The sequence below is a fragment of the Glycomyces tarimensis genome (assembly GCF_054776215.1).
The window spans coordinates 1-5,374 of record NZ_BAAHCB010000030.1 but is presented as its reverse complement, the minus strand read 5'-3'; the positions used below and the strand labels follow the sequence as shown (position 1 = coordinate 5,374).

General features: G+C 58.4%; 5 protein-coding genes. All 5 read left to right on the top strand.

Features of this window, described 5'->3' with window-relative positions; genetic code table 11:
• Positions 1 to 81 precede the first annotated feature (81 nt).
• The 5 genes from ACYVK3_RS20145 (at position 82) to ACYVK3_RS20125 (ending at position 5,109) form a co-directional block, all read left to right on the top strand.
• A complete protein-coding gene (locus ACYVK3_RS20145) occupies positions 82 to 408 on the top strand; it encodes a Hint domain-containing protein (protein ID WP_460499139.1) in 327 nt (108 codons plus the stop codon).
• The gene (locus ACYVK3_RS20140; RefSeq protein WP_460499138.1) at positions 402 to 1,031 is read left to right on the top strand and encodes a polymorphic toxin-type HINT domain-containing protein; all 630 of its coding nucleotides are present in this window, start codon (positions 402 to 404) and stop codon (positions 1,029 to 1,031) included. The genes ACYVK3_RS20145 and ACYVK3_RS20140 overlap by 7 nt, the downstream gene beginning before the upstream one ends.
• A 1,170-nt stretch (positions 1,032 to 2,201) precedes the next feature.
• Positions 2,202 to 2,408 carry a hypothetical protein gene (locus tag ACYVK3_RS20135; protein WP_460499137.1) on the top strand — a complete coding sequence of 69 codons (207 nt, stop codon included), beginning with the start codon at positions 2,202 to 2,204 and terminating at the stop codon, positions 2,406 to 2,408.
• Positions 2,405 to 4,207, top strand: coding sequence for an RHS repeat-associated core domain-containing protein (locus ACYVK3_RS20130; protein WP_460499136.1), 1,803 nt, complete (start codon positions 2,405 to 2,407; stop codon positions 4,205 to 4,207). Before ACYVK3_RS20135 ends, ACYVK3_RS20130 begins: the two co-directional genes overlap by 4 nt.
• Before the next feature lie 509 nt (positions 4,208 to 4,716).
• Positions 4,717 to 5,109 (top strand): hypothetical protein, encoded by a 393-nt coding sequence (locus ACYVK3_RS20125; protein WP_460499135.1) that lies wholly within the window; start codon positions 4,717 to 4,719, stop codon positions 5,107 to 5,109.
• Positions 5,110 to 5,374 lie beyond the last annotated feature (265 nt).

The following is a 5,374-nucleotide window of genomic DNA, read 5'->3' as shown; positions in this document are numbered from 1 at the left end:
CAACCCGAACCCTACCGGCCCGGGAGATCAAGGTGTCAACGTCAAAGGGTTAAGCCCCTCCCGTGGTCGAAGGTCTTCACCTTGGGCAAAAAGATCTGCAAGGCGGTCAAGACCATATATAAGGCCGTGAACGCCTTCCAGGAAAAGATGTCCTGGGCGAAGTCGATCATGCGCCGCAAGGACGCCGCCGATGAGGCGGCGGCAAAGGCCGACGAGGCGGCGGATGTCAGGAAGACCAGTAGCGCTTCTTGCCCGCTGCCGGGCAACTCCTTCACCCCGGATACCGAAGTGGTGATGGCCGACGGCTCCACGAAACCGATCGACGAGATCGAACCCGGCGAAGAAGTCCTGGCTACGGAGGAAGACACCGGCGACATCGCCCCCCGCGAAGTTGACGCGCCATGGTGAAGACCTCCGAGCGAACCCTGGTCGAGTTCAGCATCGACACCGACGGTGATGGTCGGGCCGATGACACCGTGACCGCCACCGACGAGCACTCGATCTGGGTCGCCGACCTGGCGACGGTTCCAGCGGAGGAGGCCTTCGGCGCCAACCTGGCCGAAGCCGAGAGCACAGAGACCGCTGCCCCGGCCGCCGAGGGCGACGGCTCCGGCTCTGGAGGCGGCGGCCCGCCCGCTGCCAGTCTGGAGACCACAACTGAGCACGAGAGTGGCCCGGTGATCACTGCCGGTGGCCCGAGTGACGACCATGTCAACAGTCCGGCCACCGCTGACGCAGATTTCCCGGGCCTGTGGGTGAACGCGATCGATTTGAAGACCGGCCAGCTCCTGCGCACCAGCGCAGGTACCTGGAGCCAGATCACCGCGGTTGAGACTCCCACCGAACAGGTGACGGTCTATAATCTCACCGTCGCCGACCTCCACACCTACTACGTAGCGGCCGCCGACACCGACTTCCTCACTCACAACGAGGAATGTGGGGGGTACCTCGGCAATCTAACGGTAAGTTTGCTCCCCGCAACGGCGAGCCGGGACAAGACGGTGCTGCCGATGAGGCCGGTGCATGATTGAGGCTGTAAACGGCAGTTGACAGTCGGGGTGCCATGAGGCTCCCGGTTGTTCAGGCTATAGGCGCTTGCCGAATCGACCCCAGGTAATGATATCGCATGGATTAAATCACGGGGCGATGGTGACAGTCGGGCCATGGTCGAAAGATTGAGATATGGAGATAGGTTCTATTGAATTCTGAGAATAGTCTAATAAGTCGGTCTCTCTCGATATGGATCCTCTATAGCATTATATTCGGAATCACCATCTCGACTCTGGCAGTCGTGCAGATGTTCTTCAATCCATCGGATTTCATCATCCTTGGATTGTTCGCTGTGCTGCTATTGCCTATTGCTCCGATCGCAAGTATTCCGATTTATGAATGGATTGCCTCTGCGCTTCGGAAAGTCGATCTCGTATCTATGGAGGTCTCGGAAGAAGGATCCAGCTCTCCTATTCGACAGTACTTCGCGAAGGTTAAGTCCCTTCAGCCGCTACGGACTGCGGAAAGGCGTAGGACACGAATCACTTCCCTTGTTGCATTTGGATTGATGGGTGTATCGATCGGTTTGATCGTAAATGGATGGACGTTCTTGGGGCTGGCAATAGAACTTGCCGGCGCTATTGTGGGAGGCGTCGTATTCTATTTTGGATACCGGCTAAAGAAGCGCCGTCAGTAAGGGATGTCCCTGCAATTGGTTGAAGACTCGGTACGTGGGAGGGACCTACCTGGGAGAAGGTTTCGAACTAGGGCAGCTGTCAGCCTTGAGCGTACTGATTGAGGCCGAAACTGGCACACCAGGTATGATCTGAGCTTATGCTGGCTGGCTCTGAACGGGATCGGGTCGGTCAGTGAGTCTTTCCCTGCACGGTGATCGGTGCTTTCGGTGACGTTCAGGCGATCCGGCAGTGTTAGCGCTGGAAGACGGCGAGAGCCCGACGAACCCGAGGCGGAGCCATCTGGTGCGCACCAACGACCCGGGGGTTGGCGACAATACCGAGTGAGTGATCAGGACCAAAGCGACCCGTCGATGCACTGAGACGCCGCAGCCGCCCCGCGGTACGCACGGGGATCAAGGAGGGGCCCACGAGATTACCCTCGGGCATGAGAACGAGCGTCAGGCGATGGCAGCGGGGTCGGCGAGGTCAGCGGCGGATCGTTATTCTCAGCGCTCTGGCGCGGCGTTCGCTCGAGTGGACCTCGCCTACCTGATTGGCCAGATGCCAGGCGCGCCGAGCAGCCACCGGATCGCAGCATGGCTCGACCACTTGCCTGATGAAGCAGTGATCGATCGCGTGAAGCGGTTGCTTCCGGCCGATGGGCAGCGCAACCTTGAGGTCATGGAAGGCCTGCGCCTAGCCTCCGAATTCAATGGTGCTGGCCAAGTAACCCCGACATGACCAGACCACCGTACAGAGAAGGCCTTCTGTTGGATTTATCGCAACAAGGTTCGTCGATAAGGGTGGTTCTTGCGGCGCACGGTGGGGGGCGGCCGACCTCGGTCATCGAATGGGTTCCGGAGATCGCGGGCCTGGAGTCCCTCGAAGGCTCCTACAACGTCCAACAGTTCTACTTGCCCGACGGGTCCGTATCGAACACCAACCTCCCGCAGGTCTCAGGGCTGGGACGCGAGTCGGTGGTTTACCACTACAACGACCTCGGTCAAGTCACGGGCATCTTCGGTGATTTCGAGAACGGCACTCCGACCACCGACTACGTCTCAGAAGCCACTTACAGCGCCTTCGGGGAACTCGCGCAACGCGTACTCGGCAGCAACAGTGGTGAGAAGGTGTACCAGACCTGGACCTATCAGGACGGCACCCGCCGCCTGGACGAGCACCGACTCTCCCGTGACTCGGTCTCCTCGCCGCTAGTGGCGCACCTGTCCTATACCTACGACCAGGCAGGCAACATCAGTTCCATCGCGGACAGCGTGACCGACTCACCCGTCCAGCCGGAGCGGCAGTGGTATGTCTATGACTACCTCCAGCGCCTCACCGAGGCATGGGCCCAAGCCGGCACCGGCGAATGCGAGGCCGAGACTGAGCTCGACCACACCGACATCGGCGGACAGGGCGCCTACTGGACTTCGTACGACTATGACGTGACCGGCAACCGCACCAGCGTCACCGAACACCGCACCACCGGTACAAGTCTCACCGCCACCTACGACTACACCGACACCGACACCGAAGCCCACCTGGTTGCCTCGACCACGACCGGCGGTGTGGCGAACGCCTACATCTGGGACTCTTCCGGCAACCTCACCGAACGCACCATCGGCGGCCAAACAGAGTCCCTGACCTGGAACGAACAAGGCAAGCTCGCCACCATCACCGGTGACGAGGGCACCACCACGATGATCTACAACGGTGCGAACCAACGCATCGGCCGTATCGACGCTGACGGGGCCCAGAACCTGTTCGTTGCTGGCCATGAGATCACCGTCGACACTCAAGGCACCAAGCATGCAGTCCGGACCTACAGTCACAATGGGGAGATGATCGCCACTCGACCCACCGACGACGGCCTCACCTGGATCGGCACCACCCACCAAGGCACCGCCACCTGGGCCCTCAGCGCCACCACCATGATCCTCACCTACCGGCGCCAAGACCCCTTCGGCAACACCCGAGGCAACGCCGTCGACTGGACCGCCACCCAACAAGGCTTCCACACCGGCACCCAAGACCCCACCGGCCTTGTCTCCATGGGCGCCCGCTTCTACGACCCCACCACCGGACGATTCATCTCGAGAGGCCCCGTTCAAGCTTTCACCGACTCGCAACAGATCAACGGCTACGCCTACGCAGGCAACAGTCCAGTGCTTAAATCCGATCCAACTGGCCTAATTGAAACGGTCTGCTCCCCCGGCGGTGGAGGATGCAAAGGCGCTGGAACCCCGGCAGAGAATGGATACGGGAAGAACAACTCGAAGGGATTGCAGCCAAGACCGAGTGAGACTGATGATTCTCCTCCTACTGACCAGGTGATGATCGACGAGAGCGATGTGAAGGAATGGTTCGGAGCAGATATTCTTGAGCTTCCAAATCTTTCGAACGTTGACGGGATGATTGCCGTAAATCTAGGGACCCTGACCACGGGCTACTATTTCGAACTCTATACATATGTCGAATTTAAGTTTGCCATAGCGACAACTTGCAGCGAGGGTTTCGAGTGGTGCGATTCTACGCAGTAGCTCGTCCTTAGATCCATTAACGTGCTGAACCAGAGTTCGGGAACATCCCAGAATATTTTCAGTACCCCAAACGGATGGATCAGCACGGTGTTGCCCGCTAGCCCAGTCTCCGGAGACAATGGAGAGCGGGGTGGTTTCGATGCTGGTGACTACGAGAACCTTAACCAGACAGGTGGGGCTCTGGCGGAGTTGGTCGGATCCCAGGAGCTTGGGAAGCTGTCAACGGCCGCCAAATTCTATCCGGCTGCGGGCTTCGTCGTTGACGGAGGTGTCAATTCGGCCAAAGGCTATCCATCCGGTCATGCTTTGGGAAGGGCTGCTGCGACTGGAATCTCATCCGTGATTGTGTGTGCCGTAGCCGGCTCTGCGTGCGCATCATCGGGAGTGGCAACTCTGGTGTCGTGGGGTTGTGCAGTAGCGGGGGTAAGTTGGGTGTCGACCTTGCGGGGTCTGCCTATGACAACATTTGCGGATGTAAACCTCGCCAGTAACGAAATGAAGGCCAAACTGTGGACAATGAACTGTCGAATTTGATAAACACTACGATGATTATCGGCATGATAGGTGTCCCATCATGGTGGTATGCATTTAGGGTTCATAGGCACGATGAATCGGCTATGAGAGGTGCCTTTAATTTTGCTAAGGTGCTACACCTGCCGGATTGGGTCGCCACGGTGGCGCACAGAATTTTCGCGCCGATGGCGATCGTAAGTGCCGCTTGGTTCAGCCCGCTTGCGGTTATGTCGGTCTTGGTGGGCGTTGGGGTCGTACCTGCGGAAGCCATCCGACCATTCTATGGGATTTTCATAGCCTACTGGCCGGTCTCGGTGCTAGCGATCCCAATCTTGTTGGTCACGATTCTGATGTTCGGACGACAAGAGATTCCTAATCCCAAGATTTGACCGAAAAAATCCGTCCGGATTGGAGTTGCGTCGGATAAGAATGTCAAAAAATCATAATGATCAATGAAGAGCGGTGGAATCTCGCCTTTCTGAAGTTCTGACGTACCCGTTCAGGGCATGGAGTTGTTTTCGGAGCGAGCGCGGACCTGTGGCGGTGGTTGGGCATGGATTCGCGGAAGGCTTCGAAGTCACTGTTGTCCGATCCGGAAGCTTATGCAAAAGCCGCTTCCGAGTGATGTCGGTACAGCTGGCGCTTGATCACGGC